The sequence below is a fragment of the Paraburkholderia ginsengiterrae genome, assembly GCF_001645125.1.
In the GTDB taxonomy this organism is placed as follows: Bacteria; Pseudomonadota; Gammaproteobacteria; order Burkholderiales; family Burkholderiaceae; genus Paraburkholderia; species Paraburkholderia ginsengiterrae.
In genome coordinates, this window is record NZ_LXKA01000109.1 from 108,854 (window position 1) to 127,463 (window position 18,610).

The window sequence follows — 18,610 nt, forward strand, 5'->3', positions numbered from 1 at the left end:
CATCGCCCTGTCATTGGCACGGTTTTATGATGGCGCCACACCCGCGCAGGGCTGTACAGCTGTTGAACCCGACAACCCTGGAATCGAGAAAAGATGCAGACCAATTCCACGCCGCGCGCCGACACGCTTAGCCAAATCCCACGTGGTATCTGGATGCTCGGCTTTGTCAGCATGTTCATGGACATCTCGTCGGAAATCATTCACAGCCTTTTGCCGATGTTCCTGGTAACTGGCTTGGGTGCGAGCGCGATGATGGTTGGCCTGATTGAAGGCGTCGCCGAAGCGACTACGCCTATCGTGAAAATGTTTTCCGGCGCCCTGAGCGACTACCTCGGCAATCGGAAATGGCTAGCGGTCATTGGATACGGCATGGGCGCGTTGAGCAAACCCTTGTTTGCGCTCGCGCCGACGGCGGGCATCGTCCTGACAGCGCGCGTTGCTGACAGAATCGGCAAAGGTGTGCGAGGTGCGCCGCGCGACGCACTCGTAGCTGATATCACGCCCGCCCACCTGCGTGGCGCCGCCTATGGCTTGCGACAATCGCTCGACACAATCGGCGCGTTTCTTGGACCGTTGCTCGCCGTCGGGCTGATGCTGCTTTGGGCAGACAACTTTCGTCTCGTATTCTGGGTGGCTGTGATTCCGGGGCTCGTCGCGGTAGGGTTGCTGGTGTTCGGCATCAAGGAACCCGCGCACCATTCGGACGCGAAACGTATCAACCCGATGAAGCTCGAAAGCCTGAAGAAGCTGAGCCGGACTTATTGGTGGGTGGTGTTCATCGGAGCGGTATTCACGCTCGCGCGATTCAGCGAGGCATTCCTCATCCTGCGCGCGATGCAGGGCGGTGTACCGATTGCGCTGGTGCCGCTGGTGATGGTGGCAATGAACCTGGTGTATTCCGTCTCGGCCTATCCCTTTGGCAAACTGGCTGACTCGATGAGCCACACCAGACTACTCGCCATCGGCCTTGTGGTGCTGATTGCGTCGGATGTTGTGCTTGCACACGGAAGCCACTGGCCGGTCGTATTGCTGGGTGTCGCGTTGTGGGGCCTGCATATGGGGCTCACGCAGGGCCTGCTCGCGACGATGGTTGCACATGCAGCACCGCCGGACCTGAAAGGCACCGCGTTCGGCTTCTTCAATCTGATGAGCGGACTGGCGATGCTGATTGCAAGCGTCGTCGCGGGTGAGCTTTGGGACAGCATGGGCGCTGCGGCAACCTTTTACGCGGGTGCAGGGTTTTGTCTGCTGACTCTGGCGGCCCTTGCCATAGGCGGAGGTTTGCGGCGAAAGAACACCTTCTAGCGAAAAACGCATGCCTGACTACGGGAGGCTCATGCCGTCGCAGCACAATGCGAACTCTATGACTGAGTCCGGCACCACGATGCATCAGTCATCATCATCCTCATGGTGGTGCTTGTACCAGCCACGATGCCGCCCATTGTCATGCCAACGGCGCCCCTCCCAGTATTCGCCCTGATATCCGTAGCCATAAGCTGGTGCCGGCGCGTACACGACCGGCGGCGATTCGTAGACGACCGGCGGCGGTTGGTAGACGACTGGAGGCGGTGCCATATACACCGGGCCGGGTACGCCAAAATAGACGCCGATATCAGCGTGGGCCGAAGCCGCGCCGGATGCGAATCCTAAGCAAACCCCCAGCGCGGTTAAAACCAATGCCCGTTTCATGGTGCTCGTCCATTCAGGTTATGCGGACCGCCTGCGGGGGTCCGATACACCATCGTAGGCGACGGAAAAAGTGCCCGGTGAAACGAAGGAGTCTCTCCTGTAACCGTTTGTAATACGCGACGAGACGTAGCTACGGTTCCAGCACAAGCGCATTCATCGCGTTATACATTTGATGTTGGGCGGCTACTCAAGCGCCTGTATAACAGGTAGTCCAATGACCATTTTCCAGCGCCTCGGCACAGCAGAACCAGGAGCATCGCGGCCCACTGAATGTGCGTAGGCCATGCTTGCGGATACACGAACACCTCGATGACAGTTGTCATGCCGAGCAGGACCAACGCTACGGGTCGCGTCGCCAGGCCGAGCACAAGTAAAACAGGGGTTGTCAGTTCGATGGACACTGCCAGGTAGGCTGCAAGCTCGGGAGGAAGCAACGGCAGTCGATAGTCTTCCCTAAACAACTGGAGCGCGGCATTCCAATCGGCCAGCTTAGTCATCGCCGAGTTCCAGAAGACCGTGGCGACAGCAAGCCTCAGTGGAAGCGCGAGAGCCGTGTGCGGCACCCGCTCCAGCCACCCAACGGCGCGTAGTACACGGTCAGTCAGTCTCGAACTGCGATGAGCGGATTGGGATTCCGGCATCATGTGACTTGCCTCCCAATTGCCTGGCTGGATGCCTCGTTTGATAGGCAGATGTCGACGAAGCACCCAGATGCAAGAAGGTGTGCGAGCCAGACAGATGTCTCAGCGTCCGGCACGTCGACAAGGGCATCATGCAAGGGGCGCCCCGCAAGCAAGGCAGCCGTGAACCGGCATTGCCCTTCTGCCATCCGGTTCATCTCGACACCCGAAGGCCCTCGGTGGATATACAACCAGACCGGGTCGGCGGCCAGATTGATGTTTGCCAATGCGCTATCGTCCCGAGACAACACCGCGTGCCAGATGGCATCGACGGGAAAGGGCGACTCGCGTACCCGCGCTGCAGGACTCGGCAAAAACCGTACGGCTTGCATGTCGGCTCCATTCAGTTGCTCAAGGCGCCGTAGGTCAAGCGGCTTTGCATCTGGCGCGTGCAGGGCCTCATTCACGGCCCATTCGAGTCGTGCCGTATCTGGCAAATAAACAAGAGACGCCGCTTCCGGCATCCGCGCCAGAAATTCCGGAAACAACTCTCCGTAGCTATCTAGCAAAGCGCTCGACGGTGGACATTGCTCAATAAAAAGTCGAGCCGCGCCTTCGAAGAATTCGGACCCAACCAGAGCCTGCACCGCTGGATAGGTCAGCCGTAGTGCTGCAAGCAGCGTGCTGTTCGCCGTATTTCGATAGATGGCGAGCCGCGCCTGCGGAGCCAGGCCGTCGGCTACCACATACCCAGATGCGTCGCCATCGGCAAGCCCAAGCATGTCCCGGCGGACCGCGCGTTGCAGCTCAAGCAGCGTAGGTGAACAGATTGTCATTTCGCTGCCTCTCAATAGCGGCCTCTGCAATCGCCGCTTCTTCCATCAGAACCTCGAGCGCCGGGACATCGGTGTCCCATTCAATCAGCGTGGGAACGGGTCCAAAGCGCTTGAGGGCTTCCTCGAACAGGTCCCACACCGGAGGCGCGACTCGCGAGCCATGGTCGTCGATGCGAATTGTCTGTCCTTGGTCAAGCTGTCGGACGCTGTGGCCGGCCAGGTGAACCTCGGTAACCGAGTCCGGCGGCAGGGCGTCGAGATAGGCCAGCGCATTCCAACCGTGATTGCTGGCACTGACATAGATATTGTTGACGTCACAGAGGATGCCGCACCCCGTGCGTCGCGCGACCTCGGCAAGAAAATCCCATTCGGGGATGGTTGAGTGGCGCAAGCGCAGGTAGGTCGATGGGTTTTCTAAAGAAATCCGCCGCTGCAGGTGGGTTTGGGTTTGGTCGACGTGCATGCAGACAATGCTCAACGCTTCTTCCGTCATGGGGAGCGGCAACAGGTCGGCGAGATAGATGCCGCCGCTGATGCTCCAGGACAGATGTTCTGAAACCAGTCCTGGTTCAACACGCCCGATGACGTCGCGCACGCGCTCCAGATGCCGGACATCCATCCCTTCGGCGCTGCCCAAAGAAAGTCCCACGCCGTGGAGCGAGATTGGGTAGTCGCGGCGGATGGCGTCCAGGTAACCGGGTGCGCTACCCCCGCCCATATAGTTCTCGGTATGGACTTCAAACCAGGCAGCGGGCGGACGTCCCTCGACAACCTCACGATGATGTCGGAAGCGCAGCCCAACCCCGGCGCATGCCGGAATCAGGCCATGCGCGGATTGCGACGCAGCAGAAGCGGCATCCATGAACTCCTCCGTTCGCTCAGGAAGGCTTCAGCTTGCCGCCCTGGATTTTGCTGCAATCCCCAGCGGGGAGCAGAACGAATGATTTCGCATCGCGTGCCTGGGTGGCTTGCCCTGCGCAGGAATGCGCTCCCTCCGCGCAGTCATTTTTCGATACGGCATTGATGCCGTAGCACTTCTCCAGTTTGTTCGCTTCCATCCGGGCCATGTTGTCCTTCACAACTTGCGGCATTCCGCTCATATCCTTCATGGTCTGGGCCTGGACCGGTACTATCTGCATGGCAAGTGCCAAGCCGATTGCCGACGACAAGGTCGAGGCGGCCATAACATGTTTGTTCATCACGCTTCCTCCTGAGGGTTGCGGCCCGGCATTCCGGCCGTGTAAGGAAGTTCGGCCGGCCGCCGCAAAAGGTTACGGTCCGAGCAAACTTTTTCTGCGTGACAAACAGTCGTCCGCGCCACAAAATTTCCACATGCCCCGGCATCCACATCCACCCAGTTCGGTTCCAGGTTCCGAGAGAGAGGACCTGGAGTCGTTCACGCCGGTCGGTCAGGCCGCGCCGGTTGCCAGCCGTGCTGACGGAAAACTGGACTGGTCCATCACCATGGCCAGCGCGCAAACCGGCGACCAGGAAGCCTATCGTCGGTTGCTCCAGGATATAACCCCCTATCTTCGTGCGCTCGCGGCACGGCACATCCGGAATGCCGATGACATTGAGGACACGGTTCAGGATGTGCTGCTCACCGTGCACTCGGTCCGCGACACGTATGACCCGTCGCGCCCGTTCGGGCCGTGGCTGGTCGCCATTGCAAACAGACGCATCGTCGACGGTCTGCGTCGGCGGGGACGCGTTTGCTCACATGAATCTTCAGTGGAAAATGGGCTTGAAACCTTTGCTGCTGATGAAGCGAACTTACAGGAAGGGGCCGTGAATGCCCGTCTGGTGAGGGAAGCTATCGAGCAATTGCCTGTCGGACAGCGGGACGCGATGCGCATGCTCAAGCTGGAAGAAATGTCTTTGCACGAGGCTGCGGCTGCAAGCGGAACATCGGTTGCAGCGTTGAAGGTAGCCACTCACCGGGCAATGAAACAATTGCGGGAAATGTTCCAGCGGCGAGGTAGCAAATCATGAATCGGACCTCTGACCTGATAGACGTGCTGGTCGCGGACGCAACACCGGTCCGGCGTTTGCGGCCCCCAGCGGCGAGAGCAGCCTGCTGGTTATTGTTTGCCGCAGTTGTGATGCTCTTCGTTGGTATCGCGCATGGGGTACGTGCCGACCTGGCAGTCAAATTGCATCAGCCCCTCTTCGCCATCGGTGTAGCTGCAGCCGTGGCAACAGGCATTCTGGCCGCCACAGCGGCCTTTCTTGCCAGCGTGCCAGGCAGGTCCCGCCGTTGGCTTCTGTTGCCTGCACCGGCAACTCTCGTCTGGGTAGCTTCGATTGGCTATGGTTGCCTGACCAACTGGGTCACGATTGGACCGGAAGGCATGTCGCCTGGCGAAACGGCCCGATGCTTTGCTACTCTGGTATTGGTTAGTACGCCACTATCGCTCGTAATGCTGATTATGCTGCGCCACGTCGCTCGACTGGCACCGGGTCCGGTCACGATGGTTGGAAGTCTCGCGGTCGCCGCCATGACTGCAGTTGCATTGTCGATTCTCCACCCGCTTGACGCAACGGCCATGATATTGCTGTGGAACCTTGGCGTCGCCGGGCTTTATCTGCTGCTGAGTGGCTGGTATGGTCAGCGACTTTTAGGCTGGGTGGCGCACCACTGGAGCCTGGGTACCCCGCACTAGCGCCAAAGAAAGGTCCTCAAATCAAGGTGCGGCGTTTAAGGATGCAATATGGACAGCAAACGGCACTGGGAAGACGTGTACCGGTCGAAAGCCCCGGATGCAGTCAGTTGGTATCGCCCGCACCTTGATATCTCGCTGACGCTGATTTGCGAAGCCGTGTCGGACCGGAACGCAGCCATCCTTGATGTGGGTGGAGGAGAATCGACGCTGGTCGATGATTTACTTCAGCGCGGATACCGAAACCTGACCGTGCTCGATACGTCCGCCATCGCTCTCGATACGACGAAACAGCGTTTGGGTTCTATCGCCGAGCAGGTAACGTGGGTCGAATCCGATATTACGTCGGTCGACCTGCCTGAGTATCGATACGACGTTTGGCATGACCGCGCCGTCTTCCACTTCCTGACGGAACCATCGCAACGAGACGCCTACACCCGCCTGCTGACGAAAGCACTCAAGCCGGGTGGCCGCGTTGTAATTGCCACATTCGGACCACTGGGGCCGAACAGGTGTAGCGGGCTGGATGTAAGTCGATACGACGCTCAGCAGCTCTCCGACGAATTTGGTCCAGGTTTTGAATTGGTCACAAGCACACTCGAGAACCACCACACGCCGGGTGGCTCCGGCCAGCAGTTTCTCTACTGCGGTTTCCGGAAACTGTGACTGTTGGGTTGCCCCGACTCGGCGTCACGCGTGGCCTATTGCTTGAGCCTGGTCAGGCGCAGCAGGAACCGGACTGCTGCATCGGCGGGCACCTGTTCGTGCCGTACGAGCAGTACACACAGCAATCCCCGGATTTCGGTCTCAGCACAGTCTTGCAATGCTCGCATTCGTAAAACCACACACAGGCGTCGGTGGGCATCGTCTCGTCTTTCCTGTGCCCGCACACCGGACACGTGATGCTCGAATCCAGCACGACTGCAGCCATCATTGCACCTGCTTTACGTGAGACGGATAGCCAGCATCGGCTGTGGCGTTCGTCAACGCGTCAACCGAAGCCTTCTTCGGGTCAAATACCACCTCGGCACGCTTGCTTGCGAAGTCGACCTTGGCCGAGGTCACGCCGGGCACTTTCTCGAGCGCCTTGCGAACCGTAATCGGACACACGGCGCAATCCATGTTTGTGACGTCAAGGGTGACCGTGCGAAGTCCGTCGGCGAAGGCCGTGGATGCAGTCAGCGCCGTCGCGACGAGCACAGCAATCAGTTTCTTCATGGCAGATACTCAATAAAAGAGCGGCGCATAGAGGGGGAACGACATCAGCACGAGCGCGGCAGGCATCACGACCCAGAAAATAAAGCGCTGCCGACGTCGCGTCGAAGGCACCGCGCAGGTTTCGCCCACCGCGCATTCTTCGGACCTGGCGTAGAGCCTGCGGAAAGCGACTGCAAAAAAGGCGATGGATATGACGACAAATAGGGGTTGGAACGGCCGCAACGCGGTCAGGCGCGAGCCCCAGGCGCCCCCGACTCCCAACACGACAAGGAGCAGGGGGCCGGCGCAGCAAGCGGACGCTCCAAATGCGGCAGCAGTTCCGGCTAGCAGGGAGCCGGCGGTGGCCGAGCCAGGTCGCATGGCACTTCCTTTTCGGACTGGTTGAGTCTAGTCTAGGTGCGTACCTAAGTACGGAGTCAAGCGCACCATGCAGGAAATGACCATCGGACAACTGGCTGAAGCGGCAGAAGTCAACGTCGAAACAGTGAGGTACTACCATCGTCGCGGGTTACTGCCAACGCCACCCCGCCCCGCAGGTGGCATTCGACGATACCCGACAGCCGTACTGACGAGGCTTCTCTTTATCAAGCGGTCCCAGTTGCTTGGGTTTTCGCTGGATGAGGTAGAGGCGCTGTTATCCCTGCACGACGGTCAGACGTGCAACTCAGCGCGCGCAATCGCCGAACATAAGCTTGCCGACGTACGTCAGCGCATACAGGATTTGTCTATGTTGGAAGACGCATTGGCGAAGCTGGTACAACGCTGCTCGACGTCGAAAGGCAAGATTTCGTGCCCACTCATCGATACGCTCATGAACGGCGGAGAGCTGCCCCAGTGAACGCGTTAGTGCGAGGCGTGCCGGTAGCGCACACCACCGACACAACCGGGACAGGGCTAACCAGCGTGACGAGTCAGGCGGTCAGCAGGCCAACTGCGCTTTACCGGTAACCGCGACGCGAGAGGCGCAATCATTTCGTCTCTCGAGCGTCTAACAATAGGGCTGTGCTTATCTCTGGGTAGACTGTAATGCTGAACGTTTTTTTCCGATATCTGCTCGCGACGAGCTTGTTACTGGTCGTCAGTGCCGCTTTCGCCGGGGAGCAGCCGTTCAACCAGGCGCAGTTCGACAGGCTGAACGCCGACGGGAAGCCAGCCGTCGTCTACTTCCACGCGACCTGGTGCCCCACCTGCAAGGTCCAACAACCCATCGTGGCCCGACTCGCCACCAGCCCGGAAATGAAAGACGTGACCATTTTCGTGGCCGACTACGACAAGGAAGTTGCCCTTAAGCGGACCTTGAAAGTGACCCAGCAGTCAACGTTCGTTGTTTTCAAGGGTGGCCACGAGGTTGCGCGCTCTACGGGGCAGACGCGCGAACAGGACATCAAAAACACGTTCGCCAAAGCCCTGTAATGGATTTCACGCCGGGTACGTACGTGCTCGGGTTCCTGGCCGGGGCCCTGACGACGTTGTCACCGTGTGTGCTCGCCCTTGTTCCCGTACTCGTTGCGTCTGCATTGGCGGCACATCGGCTGGGGGTCGTTGCACTCTCAGCTGGATTAGGCGTGTCGTTCGCGGCCATCGGGATTTTCGTGGCCAGCGTCGGCGCGTCGCTGGGTGTGGATAGTGAACTCTTCCGTCGCGTGGCCGCCGTGCTGATGATTTTGTTTGGGCTCGCGATGTTTTCCCATCGATTGCAGGCCATTTTCAACCGCGCGGTCTCCGGAATCGGTGACCCGGGTCAGAACTGGTTGAGCAAGATACGAGGCGACAGCCTGTCGGGCCAGTTCGCGGTCGGACTGATTCTGGGAGCAGTCTGGAGTCCCTGCGTCGGCCCCACATTGGGCGCGGCAACCACACTCGCCTCGCAAAGCAGGAGTCTCGGGAGTATCGCGCTGTTGATGGGCATATTTGGCATCGGAGCCGGTCTACCGCTTGCGATTCTCGGTTCCCTTTCCCGGACCTCGACGCAGAAGCTGCGACGCCGACTTGGCCTAGTGGGAACGGCAGGGACAACCATCCTCGGAGCGGTGTTTATAGCCTTTGGCCTGCTCGTCCTTACGGGGCTGGACAAGACGCTGGAGACGGCGCTGCTGTCTGCAAGCCCCGCGTGGCTAACGGACTTCACAACGTCGCTTTGAGAAGCCACGTGCGGATTCGATAGTCAGGGTACAAACCAGACCATGCCCTCGGCCGTCCACCTCCGGGAAATTTTCTAAAGCTCACTTAACTCGAAATATTCGGTTTCAGAACTCACAACCCCTTGGTCAACAATGTGGGTGTCTGCGGCGTTAAGGAGATGAATGGTGCGAAGCCGTCCCGTTACCTGAACGGGAAAACTGCTGGAGCGGAACATGAAAAACACGAGCGGACAGTCCCCGCGTTGTCAGGTCGAAAAGTGGCTCGCACCGGCTCCCGCGACACCTGTTCATGTGACCAGATTCAGTAGCGCCGGATGGAACGGGCGACGCTACGTGTGCGTTGAGACGTCGTCACCAGCCGGAGCGCGCGCATTGTTCTTCTTCAGGCACGATGACGGCAGTTGGTGCGTATTCCCGCAGACTGCCAACAGGCGGAAGTTGGCCGCAGAGCACGCCGTCATGCCGGTCACGCTTGTTGACAGTTATTGAACGCAACGATGCGCCCGAAGCACTGCAAATGAATTGGCGACGCTCCAAACAGGAACGCATCAGGCTATATCGTCGCGGCGCCGGCGCGAACTGAAGTACGTCCAATGTTTTGGTTCTGAGTTCGACGTCCTCTTCTCTGCCATGGCGGCGACTGAGGAGCGATGAGAACCATAAGCAGTGTGCAATTCGCACGTCGCACAGTCCCGTGGCGCATGACGGTTACCGCGCCTCTGACGAAAGCAGTCGGTGTCTGACCGACTGCAATTCGTGAGCACAGCACGCGAGCATCTGGGTCAGGTGAGCCAGACGACCAGAAAAATAGCTCGTTCGAACGGACTGTCGCGACCGGTTCCGATGCTGACGACGCGCGTGGGTCTGCTCATGCACCAGCACCGCCGGTTGGGTCCGGACGGAGTGGCGTCTGCAGGAGCGGCGACGGTCCCCACATCTCAACCTTGAAATTGGTCGCGAAGGTCCGTAATTCCTGCTCCAGCGCGCGCCATGGCCCGTCTGCGAACGTCGCCCAGTCGATTGTAGACCTCCAGCAGGCGGTCGTTCGAATCTGCGGGGCGCCGAGCATATTCCGGTTCGCACGAAGTTCGACCAGACCTGGCTGCTGCACAATCGTTTCCGCCGCCTTCCTGGCCCATTCGGCGTAAGAGTCCAGATTCACGCCTGGCTGCAGGTCGTACGTATTCGTCACCTCTATCATGGACGTCTCCTCACCGATGGAGTTGGGTTCCGGCAGGTACATGCCCACTGCCAGTTCGTCGGTATGGCAATGCGCAGCGTCTCTGATACTGCCTTCGTTCGCTCCAGCGGGTCAAGCAGCGTTTCCATGACAAAGCATCGAACTTGCTCTTGGAGACGGCCGGAAATGAGACACCTGACTTCTCGTCGATTGATACGGACACAGAAGCTGAAGTTGGCTAGGGGTGCACGTCTGCGCCTCGAGCGAGCGACCACCGGACCGCAATTCGTTGAACTGCAGCGCAAAATCGGCCTCGACTCGCCGAATCACTTTGCGTACCTCATCGCAAAAGCTGTTTTCATGGAGTCAATTGGTGTTGAGCCCCATCGGTGCGATTTCCCGCCGCGCTGGGTTGAACCGTGCCGTGGTGGTCCGCGATGACAACAGTCGAACATAGACCTACGCGTCTAAAGAACCTGACGCCTGATGCCGTAATTGCCATCAGCGAGTCGCTCGATTCGCCAAAATCTAACAATCAATATTGAGGAAGCAGATGGCAGTCGTCAACGCGTACCTACCGCAACCATCCCAGCTGATGTTCGAGACCGAGGAGGGACGAAAAGTGGCCGACGCATGTATCGAATTCGGAGGCTGGCATCATCGCGACAAGACGCTGACGCCAATCCAGCTGTCGGCGCTGCTAACAATGCCGGGTAATCCTGGCTTGGCCTGGGCGATGGACAGCCTCGCTGCGGCGGCCGAGGCGGGCATACTTGACGGAGACACGTTCATCGGGCAGTTGTTTGCGAGCAAGGAGGATGTGCGAGCTTGCCGTCTAATTTTGCGGGACACCGGTGCCGACAAGTGGCTGAACGACCGACATTTCACCGCGTTGAAGAAGTTGGGCTGCGCAGAGTTGGACGCAGTCAACTACGCTAGCATCGCAAGCTTCTTCGACCCTGCCGAGTAACGACTTAAAAGGGCAGTCGCGCAGCGTGCTCGACACATGAGCCGTCAGATTTCGGCCTCGTCTTGAGGCGACGCGGTGACCGCCTCCTTCACCTGCTCTTCTTCGAATGATTTGAGCGTCCTGCCCTCTGCCGTCATCCAGAGCTTCGGGCCGCTCGAGGCCTGCCCACGGATGACAGCGAGTGGTGCGCTCGCCGAGTCGAACACGTAGTCTTGTGTGAAAACAAGAACGTCACCCTGCGGCGCGAGCACCCCTTTGTCGATAAGTGACGTGCGTAGCCGATTATAGTTGTGCCGACTAAACGCATCACTCACCACCGAGACCGCGGTCGCCCCCTTGAGAACCCTCAAACCCGCGCCCGTGTAGATAGCCTCGGCCTTGAGCAAGTCACGGGAGAAGTAGAAGCGGGGCTCGTCCGGTGAAAGTAATGGCTCCCTGTTCGATGACACAGCAGAAGCTATGTCGGCGACATCGAATATCGAGTATCCGAGCACGGCCAGTAACGTCTTGGCGACCTCAAGAACGTCGTCGCAATCTGCCTGCTGTCCCGGCCTCAGAACGGTCCTCTGACCTGCGTTCCCGTTTTCCAAGACGAACCTCCGTGCCGTTTGGGCTTCTTGGATGCATCGCTCCTCAATGTAGTATGTGTGGGAATGTGTCAGGTTATCCGTCTTCGACGAGATGATGAGTGCATGGTCCCAGAACTCTTTCTGAAGATGCTGGTCGAGCCGCTTTACGATGTTCGCTGTCTGTCCGACGTAAAGCTGCTCCCGCCCATCTTCGTCCTCCCCGACGAGCAGGTAGACAACGCATCCTTCGTTGGCGCTTTCAGGCATCGCGACGTAGGCAGCGAGACGCCGTCGCGGCACCTGCGTGACCTTGACAAGATGCATCGTGAATTCGGCAACACGGATGCCGTCCGGCACACCTTCTGGAAGATAAATCTGGATAGTTTTTGGTCGAATCACAATGAGAGGCGCCAAGGGGCGGTTGCAGTCCAGTGAGCGACGAGTGACGACGCCAGCTTCCCTGAAGTCTACCGGCGCGGAGTGCAACCGTGTGATTGAAGTAGTTGATGCGCGCAGAGCAGCCATTTTTCGACTACTCCTTCTCGTCTTAAGCGGTCCGCATAAAACTGCTTACGTTCAACCATCCCGTCAGGCTTGAGCAAAGCTCTTCGCCAACCGCAAGCGCCCCCACAAGGTGGGGAGCGTACAGATGGGTTAGAGTGCTGCCAGAGGTTGTCGTGCTGGCGCGACAGAGACGAATTCATAGCAGCTTCAATAGAGCCGCATGAGGCGAGGTCAGAGATGGTGGAATACGCAGACTGGCGACAATATCAGGAACAGACAGCGGCAGCGTTTCGCCGGCTCGGGTTCACTGCGGAAGTCGACTACACGGCAGACGGCGTCAGGGCCCGGCATGATATCGACGTATATGTCACCTTCTCGCAGCAGAGCATCCCGTGCACTTGGGTCGTCGAATGCAAACTATGGGCCAAACGGGTACCAAAGGAAAAGATTCTGGCGCTGAAAAGCATCGTGGATGACCTCGGCGCTGACCGCGGAATCATCGTCAGCGAAGCCGGGTTTCAACCCGGGGCGCAAGATGCAGCTCGCGGAACGAATATTACGTTAGTGACGTCGCTCGAAGAGTTCGAGCGTACAGCTCGTGCCAGTGCGTCAGCTGCATTGACATACATTGAAGTGGAAGGCGAAGCGCCAATCTATCAGTTCCCGACCTTGTCGGAACCACAGCAGCTACTTGTCTACAGAGACCAGCTCATCACCGCAAACTGGCGCTCAGGCACCATCACGTTCATCGACCCGTGGACCAAGGCGATTGTAGAGACGATTGAGCTTGACAGATATGAGGTCCGCAGCGAGGAGACGAGCCGCAAAATTTTGAATTACCCACCAGGAAGCATGGCGATAGCTGATGGGCGGCTGTTTGTCGGCCAAGTTTTTTCAGAGTTCGTCCTGGTCATCGACATTGCAACACAAGCCATCGTTAAGCGGCTCATTCTGCCGGGTGGTGGTGAGGGCGAGCTTGCGGCGTCGCACGATGAGCGAACCGTTTACTTTGCGAGCAACCGGGTTCCCAACTTCTATGTGATTGACAGCGCCACATATTCGTTAGACGAAGTACCCTATCCCGGTTCAGGCCGAGGTTGCATGGCACTCGCGAAGCATCCTGCCAGCGACATTTTGTACTTGGGCCTTCAAAGAGGCGGCGCTCTCGATGGTCAGCAATATCCGGGCGGGAATTGCTTCCTGGCAGCCTACGACTTCACATCGCGCTCGTATGTGGCTCAGGTATATCTTGCTGACGTGGTCGATGGCCGTAGCGACGACGCCATCCCCGCTTGTATTAGTTTTGACGAACGGTCCAATCATCTTTATGTCGGCATGTTCCAATCGATGCTCGGCATCCGAGTGATAGATGCGGCCACCTACTGCCTCGTCCGGAATATCTCCGTTCCCCGTAATGGGCACAACGAAAAGTCGCAGTGGGCAGACCCAATGTCTCAGGCTTTTTCCGAAGACCTTGTCCTCTCCGTGAATCGCAACAACTGCGAACTGGCCATTCTCGATAGGGTCGACGACCGGACTCTAGACAAGATATTTTTAGGCGTTGCACCGAATGGTCCGCGCGCGGTGGTCCTTTGGAACGAACACGCCATCGTGAGCTATCCAGGTCGCAACGGGCTAATATTCCTTGACCTGTCGGAAGTTCGCCGGAGCGTTGAAGTCTCCGCAATGTCGGAAGGCTAATTCCCGGTGCGGGTACGTGTTGACGGGCAAGCCGCCAGACTACTTGGCGCTTTCATCTGCGAGCCACGGCGCGCGTCCGGCATCCAAAGACGTGCAAATCCAACTCCCGCCCTCCGACTTAACGATTTCGTAAGGAAGACGTCGACTTGCAGCGGTAGGAATTGCCACCTTCAGTTTTTCAAGGTATCGCGCCGTAAAATCGGCTTGAGTCATAGTCGCAAACGAGATGTTTTCGATAGATGGACCGCGCAGAAGGTTAGCCGAACCACTAAGAACTTCCGTCGCTCCGTCAGATAGTCCAGCGTAGAACTTGGCATGGAAGTCCTGCTTCGTGACACCGCCGCTGATTAACTTGTCCTCGAGACCGTATCCCTGCAATTCGTCGTAATCGAGACCTTCCGCTTCGAGAGTTTTCTTGAAAGACGTGTATGTCGCCTTCCGGGTCAGGAGCGTCGACTTTTTTGTGTCGAGATTGCGAATCAGCCAATCCCAAATCCTTCGCTTGTCCTCGGTCTTCATGTATTGATGGCCAACGAACGGCGCCGCAATAAGAATTCTATCGGCAGTCAGGTGCCACCGAATTACCAGCTTCTCCAGAAATTGCATGATTTCGGTTTTGCTGAACAGACCATTCAAGCGACCTTCGAGGCGCGTATTTCGAATGTCACCCAACAAGCACCTCTCATGAAGAGGGGTAAAGTCGGCACCAAGGCGCTTCGGCGCATAGAACGTGGCCTTATGTGACCGTCCGCACTCGCAGGGCACATCAACGCACACCAGCACATGGTCGCGTCCCCCGTCACCTCCCGAGAGAAGATAATCTGAAGCGCTGCGCCACGCTCTATCAACCTGTCCAGCCGCGGCCTTCAGGCTGCTGTAAGCAGCTGCATCGAGTGCGGCACCGGTCGCACTGCAAATATATAAAGGAACTGCGTCGCAGTCGAATTCCCAATTTGTCTTCGTTCGAGGAATATTGTGCTCGACGATTTCCGTCGCCACGGGTGACGCCGCACCTTCACGAGCGTAATCGTGCCACTCTCGGACCTGCCATCCATATTCTGAGTAAGATTCGGACGGATTAACCAGGTCAACCGAGAATAGCTGTTTGCACTTTGAACACTCTACTTCCCAGAACCCATCATCATTGATACCCCCAATATGAGTCACTTCGGTGTAGTGAAACGGGTGTTTGCAGCCTGGACATTTCGCACTAAGGGTGCGTTGGGTATATGACATAGGATAGTCGGGCCGGCGTGTATGTTCGAAGCTTCGATTGTATTACGCGCGACCCGTTCACTGTGACGGCTAGCCTCGAGATATGCCTGTTCGAAGCAACACGAAGACCTCCTGGACAATTTGCACAATATCATTGCTGTCCTGGGATAGTGAACATATATATCGGACTCCATGATATCGAGTGCAGTTATCTGCTACCAATTAAGCAAGACACGCAGCCGTGCCATGAGCCAGTCCGTTTCGACTACACTGGTCCACCCTTTGCCTTCAATGGCCCGTCTGATGCGCCGCAGCGTCACGTCACGCGAATTTTGGGGAAACTTCGCCGCGTCTTTGAGTGCCTTTGGCATCGACTGCTGCGCGAGGTCCTCGCATACCTCCCATCGCTGATAGCGTTCTGGCGCCGTGAGACCGACCACAAACCGTCCTGCAATTTTCCGCCCGGCGAGCTTGGGCTGTGCGCCGGCGAGTGATGCGGGTGTCGTGTCCCAAGGAAAGTCGTTGGGAACCTGTGAACTCAACGTCTCCTCAAGAAGAAGCGGTTCGTAGTCACGCATTAGTCCGCTGACGCGGATGTCCTCGTGAAGTTGGTCCCAATGCAGCTCTGCGCCGGACGCAGAGACCCGAACATCGTTTCGCTGGTCGGGCGTCGCTGTTAGCAATCGGGGAAACCATCGCAATGGAATCCGAAATATGCGTCCGTCCCTCAACGAGACGGTGAAGTCCTTGTCATTCACGGTTACTTTGATTGCTATTGGTGGGTTGGGGTCTATCATTTTCTCAGGCTCACAGCCGAAGGTCAGTGCTTGAGCAGATAAGCGACGACTTGCTTCGCTATGTCAACAAACGTCTTGTGCTTGCCAGCAGCGATTGTTTGCGAGCTGAGCGCAGTGCCCGCGGCAGCGACTATTCGGATTCGAATGCGCTCGCCGACGACAAGAATTTGCACGCAAGCTTCGGGTATTGGCGTGGAATCCCCAACCGCTTGTTGCTCAACGAAAAGCGTAAATATCCGAGCCCCCGGATACGGGCCCAATGGCCACTCGTATCCGTGCGAGTGAAGCGCTTCTGAAGCGCGCTCCCACAATGGTCTCCGCGGGTCAATATCCGCCATCGCTGTGTATAGCGGTTCAACATCGCTCGGCTCGCGTTGGTGCTCACCCTTATACATTTTAACGATGGTGCGCGACCACTCTGCTGCCCACGCCGCGGCTATCCGTTTGACCGATTTGAAATCAACGTCGTCGTCGAGCATCTCAACGGGACGGCGCCCCCCCAAGCTACCTCGCGGCGATGAGAGGAAACCAAGTCGGCCCATCGGTTCGGCAGGAACAATAGTTCTGCAAATTATCTGCAACCGCTTGCGATTCAGCAGCGGGTCGGCCAATAACGCCGGGAAGTATTCAGTCTCATCGACGTCGACGCCAAAGACGCTCCCATCTTCTACTAGCCGCGCCAGGCGCTTTTCGCTTAAACCGATGCGCTTTTTGAATTCAGTCGGTGTCAGCAGTTCCCCGTTTGCAACCATCTCGCGCCGAGCGACCAAGGCTTGCTGCCAATAGTGCTCCCGCAGAATTTCGCCGCCGACATCCTCGCCGGCATCGAGGTAAGCTTCTCGAACGATTTGCTCTATGCGAGCAATCACCTCGTCCGGTAACTTCTGGAACTTGCTGCGGTCCGCAGCCGGTAGTCGGAAACCGTTCGCGGCGATTCTGCGCACAAGCGATGATGCCAAAAACTGAGCAATATCGAACTCGGCGTCAATACGACCCATGGCGATATCCCAGCCACTTTTAGCCATGGGGAGCTCGCTGAACTGATGACAGGATGACTACGCGTTCGAGCCATTGCTCGTCGGTCGTTTGGTTCCACCCTAAAGTAAGGCCCCGCACGGCGGGATGGTGCACCTCCGAAAAACTTCCGTCGGCGGACCGGTGACGCTCGCCTGTCCACATGTCGCTCACAAGAACCACGTCGAGGACTTCTTCCGCGTCGCTGTCGTCGGCGTACGGCGCCAGGTAGAGGACGACCGCGTCGGGGTCTGCTTCCTGCAAGCGACGCAGAATGTCTCGTACCTTCATGGTTGCTGTTCCTTACACCGATGCGCGCCGCTTCGCTCGTAGGTGATAAACCTGCTCCCCAGAGAAATTCGGCGCGTAATACGGCGACGCCCCGTATCGACCACTGCAAGCACTGGCACCTGGGTGGTCTTGCCGGCGTTGTAATCGCGGGCCAGCCTGCCATGAGCGATGTCAATTTCTAACTTGCGAAAAACTTCCGCTGCTATTTCCTCGAACGTAGCGGCCGGCGCAAGCACGCGCGTAAATTTATTGAGCCGCGTTTTGGTGTAAATTCCCACGCCGACTCGCACCAGCCTCTTGGTCCTGACCAGATTGGATAACACTCGGCTGAGTTGCGCCGGACTTCCGAGGGTGGCAAGCTCCGAACGGAGAATCACGACGCCTTTCCTGCGGGTAATTGAACGAATCACGCGGTCTTCGAGTTTCATGGCGAGCTGCTCCCAGCCCATATCGTTGACTGGCCAGTGCGCCGATGATTGGCAACGGTCTGCATACCAGTGCCTACAGCACAGTCGCTTCGACTGCCTTGAGCAGCACGACCGAGACGCTCTCGTAGGTGACCTGTTCGCAACCGGCGCGAAGGTCACGATGAGGAGCACCGGGGTATAGAAATTCATATGGCCGCCCTTTGTCTATACCGCTTTCTCGAGTCCAACCGACACTGCTCGACGAGATAAATCTGACCTCCTCGGCGTACTGTTCCCTATCGCCAGGCGGCACAAGCATAACCGCGGCACTTGGGTCGGCGTTGCGCAAAAACTCCATCAATTCGGCTATCGTCATGATGCGAGGTTTCCTCCCTAAACTTCAGCTAGCTGATGCTGGCCCGCGACGAGCGAAGAACGAAATTGTCGCTGTGTTAATTTGCTCCGCAAGACGACAAGCGTCATCCATCGATATCGATGGCACAAAAGGCGATGTGCTGTTGGCCCACTCAGTCAGCTGTTCTACGACCTCGCGTTCCGACGACGACGCGTGTAATGCCGTCAAGCCAGCGTCGACCACATCAACACTCGGATGCGTCAGTCCGTCCAAGCCCATTCCATGCCACTCGGCCAGCTCGCAGCAGCAGGAATAGATGGACTCGAAGGTGCATCTGAATCGCGAATGTGCTGACAATCCAGAGTCGTGCGCGTCCCGCAGATACGCCGCACTGTTGGCAAGCCGCGGACGGCTGTCGTTCTGCTCGTTCATCTCGTTCTCTT

General features: G+C 57.9%; 27 protein-coding genes. 10 read left to right on the plus strand and 17 right to left on the minus strand.

Going from position 1 to position 18,610, the window contains the following annotated elements:
- Positions 1–93: 93 nt before the first annotated feature.
- Entirely contained in the window at positions 94–1,305 is a 1,212-nt protein-coding gene (locus tag A6V37_RS07950; RefSeq protein WP_064265618.1) for an MFS transporter, read from the plus strand.
- 84 nt (positions 1,306–1,389) lie between these two features.
- On the opposite strand, the gene A6V37_RS38845 is transcribed toward A6V37_RS07950, so the two are convergent.
- The 5 genes from A6V37_RS38845 to bufA1 all read right to left on the minus strand — a co-directional run bounded on the left by A6V37_RS38845 (position 1,390) and on the right by bufA1 (position 4,344).
- Positions 1,390–1,689 carry a hypothetical protein gene (locus A6V37_RS38845; protein WP_075643431.1) on the minus strand — a complete coding sequence of 100 codons (300 nt, stop codon included), beginning with the start codon at positions 1,687–1,689 and terminating at the stop codon, positions 1,390–1,392.
- A 161-nt stretch (positions 1,690–1,850) separates the two neighbouring features.
- Positions 1,851–2,333 carry a DoxX family protein gene (locus tag A6V37_RS07955; RefSeq protein ID WP_064265619.1) on the minus strand — a complete coding sequence of 161 codons (483 nt, stop codon included), beginning with the start codon at positions 2,331–2,333 and terminating at the stop codon, positions 1,851–1,853.
- A complete protein-coding gene (locus A6V37_RS07960; RefSeq protein ID WP_064265620.1) occupies positions 2,330–3,145 on the minus strand; it encodes an HvfC/BufC N-terminal domain-containing protein in 816 nt (271 codons plus the stop codon). The genes A6V37_RS07955 and A6V37_RS07960 overlap by 4 nt, the downstream gene beginning before the upstream one ends.
- On the minus strand, positions 3,117–4,007 hold the full coding sequence (gene bufB / locus A6V37_RS07965) for an MNIO family bufferin maturase (RefSeq protein ID WP_064265621.1): 891 nt from the start codon (positions 4,005–4,007) through the stop codon (positions 3,117–3,119). Before bufB ends, A6V37_RS07960 begins: the two co-directional genes overlap by 29 nt.
- 16 nt (positions 4,008–4,023) lie before the next feature.
- The gene (gene bufA1, locus A6V37_RS07970; RefSeq protein ID WP_064265622.1) at positions 4,024–4,344 is read right to left on the minus strand and encodes a BufA1 family periplasmic bufferin-type metallophore; all 321 of its coding nucleotides are present in this window, start codon (positions 4,342–4,344) and stop codon (positions 4,024–4,026) included.
- Between bufA1 and A6V37_RS07975 the strand changes: the two genes are divergently transcribed.
- From A6V37_RS07975 to A6V37_RS07985, 3 genes are read left to right on the plus strand one after another with little or no spacing between them, the layout of a single operon-like run.
- Positions 4,337–5,137, plus strand: coding sequence for a sigma-70 family RNA polymerase sigma factor (locus A6V37_RS07975; RefSeq protein ID WP_242665716.1), 801 nt, complete (start codon positions 4,337–4,339; stop codon positions 5,135–5,137). The two genes, bufA1 and A6V37_RS07975, sit on opposite strands and share 8 nt — an antisense overlap.
- A complete protein-coding gene (locus A6V37_RS07980; protein WP_064265624.1) occupies positions 5,134–5,808 on the plus strand; it encodes an NrsF family protein in 675 nt (224 codons plus the stop codon). Before A6V37_RS07975 ends, A6V37_RS07980 begins: the two co-directional genes overlap by 4 nt.
- Before the next feature lie 48 nt (positions 5,809–5,856).
- Positions 5,857–6,471 (plus strand): class I SAM-dependent methyltransferase, encoded by a 615-nt coding sequence (locus tag A6V37_RS07985; protein WP_064265625.1) that lies wholly within the window; start codon positions 5,857–5,859, stop codon positions 6,469–6,471.
- 52 nt (positions 6,472–6,523) lie between these two features.
- Here the strand turns inward: A6V37_RS07985 and A6V37_RS42100 are convergent, their stop codons facing one another.
- The 3 genes from A6V37_RS42100 to A6V37_RS07995 are packed head-to-tail and all read right to left on the minus strand — an operon-like array spanning position 6,524 to position 7,383.
- Positions 6,524–6,736 carry a GDCCVxC domain-containing (seleno)protein gene (locus tag A6V37_RS42100; RefSeq protein WP_075643434.1) on the minus strand — a complete coding sequence of 71 codons (213 nt, stop codon included), beginning with the start codon at positions 6,734–6,736 and terminating at the stop codon, positions 6,524–6,526.
- Positions 6,736–7,023 (minus strand): mercury resistance system periplasmic binding protein MerP, encoded by a 288-nt coding sequence (gene merP, locus A6V37_RS07990; protein WP_064265626.1) that lies wholly within the window; start codon positions 7,021–7,023, stop codon positions 6,736–6,738. Before merP ends, A6V37_RS42100 begins: the two co-directional genes overlap by 1 nt.
- A gap of 9 nt (positions 7,024–7,032) precedes the next feature.
- Positions 7,033–7,383 (minus strand): mercuric transporter MerT family protein, encoded by a 351-nt coding sequence (locus A6V37_RS07995; RefSeq protein WP_064265627.1) that lies wholly within the window; start codon positions 7,381–7,383, stop codon positions 7,033–7,035.
- 67 nt (positions 7,384–7,450) lie between these two features.
- Between A6V37_RS07995 and merR the strand changes: the two genes are divergently transcribed.
- The 4 genes from merR to A6V37_RS42105 all read left to right on the plus strand — a co-directional run bounded on the left by merR (position 7,451) and on the right by A6V37_RS42105 (position 9,653).
- A complete protein-coding gene (gene merR / locus A6V37_RS08000) occupies positions 7,451–7,861 on the plus strand; it encodes an Hg(II)-responsive transcriptional regulator (RefSeq protein WP_064265628.1) in 411 nt (136 codons plus the stop codon).
- A gap of 188 nt (positions 7,862–8,049) precedes the next feature.
- Positions 8,050–8,436, plus strand: a complete 387-nt coding sequence (locus A6V37_RS08005) for a thioredoxin family protein (protein WP_064265629.1) — start codon at positions 8,050–8,052, stop codon at positions 8,434–8,436.
- The gene (locus tag A6V37_RS08010) at positions 8,436–9,164 is read left to right on the plus strand and encodes a cytochrome c biogenesis CcdA family protein (RefSeq protein ID WP_064265630.1); all 729 of its coding nucleotides are present in this window, start codon (positions 8,436–8,438) and stop codon (positions 9,162–9,164) included. The genes A6V37_RS08005 and A6V37_RS08010 overlap by 1 nt, the downstream gene beginning before the upstream one ends.
- Before the next feature lie 213 nt (positions 9,165–9,377).
- Positions 9,378–9,653: a hypothetical protein gene (locus A6V37_RS42105; RefSeq protein ID WP_075643432.1), complete on the plus strand. Its 276-nt coding sequence runs from the start codon at positions 9,378–9,380 to the stop codon at positions 9,651–9,653.
- 379 nt (positions 9,654–10,032) lie between these two features.
- Here the strand turns inward: A6V37_RS42105 and A6V37_RS08015 are convergent, their stop codons facing one another.
- A complete protein-coding gene (locus tag A6V37_RS08015) occupies positions 10,033–10,365 on the minus strand; it encodes a hypothetical protein (RefSeq protein WP_064265660.1) in 333 nt (110 codons plus the stop codon).
- 532 nt (positions 10,366–10,897) lie between these two features.
- On the opposite strand from A6V37_RS08015, the gene A6V37_RS08020 reads away from it, so the two are divergent.
- Positions 10,898–11,314: a hypothetical protein gene (locus tag A6V37_RS08020; RefSeq protein WP_064265631.1), complete on the plus strand. Its 417-nt coding sequence runs from the start codon at positions 10,898–10,900 to the stop codon at positions 11,312–11,314.
- A gap of 44 nt (positions 11,315–11,358) precedes the next feature.
- Here A6V37_RS08020 and A6V37_RS08025 read toward each other — a convergent pair whose 3' ends face one another.
- Positions 11,359–12,297, minus strand: a complete 939-nt coding sequence (locus tag A6V37_RS08025) for a GIY-YIG nuclease family protein (protein ID WP_165614394.1) — start codon at positions 12,295–12,297, stop codon at positions 11,359–11,361.
- Between the two features lie 327 nt (positions 12,298–12,624).
- Here A6V37_RS08025 and A6V37_RS08030 point away from each other — a divergent pair, with 327 nt between their 5' ends.
- Entirely contained in the window at positions 12,625–14,088 is a 1,464-nt protein-coding gene (locus tag A6V37_RS08030; protein ID WP_207547568.1) for a restriction endonuclease, read from the plus strand.
- Positions 14,089–14,127: 39 nt separating this feature from the next.
- On the opposite strand, the gene A6V37_RS08035 is transcribed toward A6V37_RS08030, so the two are convergent.
- The 7 genes from A6V37_RS08035 to A6V37_RS40510 form a co-directional block, all read right to left on the minus strand.
- The gene (locus A6V37_RS08035; RefSeq protein ID WP_242665717.1) at positions 14,128–15,087 is read right to left on the minus strand and encodes a phospholipase D-like domain-containing protein; all 960 of its coding nucleotides are present in this window, start codon (positions 15,085–15,087) and stop codon (positions 14,128–14,130) included.
- A 431-nt stretch (positions 15,088–15,518) separates the two neighbouring features.
- Positions 15,519–16,100, minus strand: a complete 582-nt coding sequence (locus A6V37_RS42110) for a DUF2442 domain-containing protein (RefSeq protein ID WP_242665718.1) — start codon at positions 16,098–16,100, stop codon at positions 15,519–15,521.
- Between the two features lie 23 nt (positions 16,101–16,123).
- Positions 16,124–17,125, minus strand: a complete 1,002-nt coding sequence (locus A6V37_RS08045; protein ID WP_064265634.1) for a hypothetical protein — start codon at positions 17,123–17,125, stop codon at positions 16,124–16,126.
- Positions 17,118–17,405: a hypothetical protein gene (locus tag A6V37_RS08050; RefSeq protein ID WP_064265635.1), complete on the minus strand. Its 288-nt coding sequence runs from the start codon at positions 17,403–17,405 to the stop codon at positions 17,118–17,120. Before A6V37_RS08050 ends, A6V37_RS08045 begins: the two co-directional genes overlap by 8 nt.
- Complete coding sequence (locus A6V37_RS08055; protein ID WP_064265663.1) at positions 17,402–17,833, minus strand: DUF6088 family protein; 432 nt, start codon at positions 17,831–17,833, stop codon at positions 17,402–17,404. Before A6V37_RS08055 ends, A6V37_RS08050 begins: the two co-directional genes overlap by 4 nt.
- Before the next feature lie 73 nt (positions 17,834–17,906).
- On the minus strand, positions 17,907–18,188 hold the full coding sequence (locus A6V37_RS08060; RefSeq protein ID WP_064265636.1) for a hypothetical protein: 282 nt from the start codon (positions 18,186–18,188) through the stop codon (positions 17,907–17,909).
- A gap of 24 nt (positions 18,189–18,212) precedes the next feature.
- Positions 18,213–18,599: a hypothetical protein gene (locus A6V37_RS40510; RefSeq protein WP_131799812.1), complete on the minus strand. Its 387-nt coding sequence runs from the start codon at positions 18,597–18,599 to the stop codon at positions 18,213–18,215.
- Positions 18,600–18,610: the final 11 nt, after the last annotated feature.